This is a genomic window from Methylobacterium sp. B1 (assembly GCF_000333255.1).
Lineage (GTDB): Bacteria > Pseudomonadota > Alphaproteobacteria > Rhizobiales > Beijerinckiaceae > Methylobacterium > Methylobacterium fujisawaense.
In genome coordinates this window covers 1-226 of sequence record NZ_BACT01000885.1, presented here as the reverse complement: position 1 = coordinate 226, position 226 = coordinate 1, and the positions used below count along the sequence as shown (strand labels likewise).

Sequence of the window (226 nt, the reverse complement as noted above, 5' to 3'; positions counted from 1 at the left end):
CATCGGCGTACGCCACCATTCCCCGGCCTGCGCCGGGCTCGTCCGGCGCAGGATCGCGGCGTTGCGGCCGGCCTTCGTGCTGATCGAGGGTCCGGTGGACTTCAACCCGCACCTGCCCGACCTCGCCCTCGGCCACGACCTGCCGGTGGCGATCTTCTCGTTCCGGGCGGATGCGACCGGCAGCGCCGCCTCCTACACGCCGTTCTGCGCCTTCTCGCCGGAATGG

General features: G+C 72.1%; 1 protein-coding gene. It reads left to right on the top strand.

Going from position 1 to position 226, the window contains the following annotated elements:
• Nucleotide 1: 1 nt before the first annotated feature.
• Nucleotides 2-226 (top strand): DUF5682 family protein (locus I53_RS35505; RefSeq protein WP_306307452.1); only part of this gene is annotated, 225 nt, incomplete at its 3' end.